The organism is Halorubrum sp. AJ67 (assembly GCF_000513435.1).
On the sequence record NZ_CBVY010000003.1, the window covers coordinates 83,819 to 84,669 of the forward strand.

Genomic DNA, 851 nt, shown 5'->3' on the forward strand with positions numbered 1-851 from the left:
CGGTCTGGGAGCGGCGGCGGTGGTGACCGCCGCCCGTCGCGGAACGCTGACGCGTCGGTCGATCCGACGTGACAAGAACTAACTCTCGGCGGCGCGCTCACACGAGTATGACGACGTTCTCCGACAGGGTCGAGCGGATCTCGATAAGTGGGATCCGCGAGGTGTTCGAGGCGGCCGGCGACGACGCGATCAACCTCGGGCTGGGCCAGCCCGACTTCCCGACGCCGGACCACGCGCGTCGGGCCGCCGTCGACGCTATCGAGTCGGGCAAGGCGGACGCCTACACCGAGAACAAGGGGACTCCGTCGCTGCGTGAGGCGATCGCCGAGAAACACCGCGCCGATCAGGGGATCGACCTCGACCCCGCGAACGTCATCGCGACCGCCGGCGGCAGCGAGGCGCTTCACATCGCGCTGGAGGCGCACGTCGACGCGGGCGACGAGGTGCTGATCCCGGACCCGGGGTTCGTCTCCTACGACGCGCTGACGAAGCTGACCGGCGGTGAGCCGGTCCCCGTGCCGCTCCGCGACGACCTCACGATCGACCCGGCGGCGATCGAGGCGGCGATCACCGACGACACCGCGGCGTTCGTCGTGAACTCCCCCGGCAACCCCACCGGCGCGGTCTCCTCCGAGGAAGACGTCCGCGAGTTCGCGCGGATCGCCGACGAGCACGACGTGCTCTGCGTCTCCGACGAGGTGTACGAGTACACCGTCTTCGACGGCGAACACCGCTCGCCGATGGAGTTCGCCGAGACGGACAACGTCGTGGTCGTCAACTCCGCCTCGAAGCTGTTCTCGATGACCGGCTGGCGGCTCGGCTGGGTGTACGGCGCAGAGGAGCGCGTCGAG

Annotated in this window: 1 protein-coding gene; it reads left to right on the forward strand. The window is 69.6% G+C overall.

The features are described 5' to 3' along the window. Positions 1–107: 107 nt before the first annotated feature. The coding region (locus tag BN903_RS04165) for a pyridoxal phosphate-dependent aminotransferase (protein ID WP_048076533.1) at positions 108–851 on the forward strand (744 nt) is incomplete at its 3' end.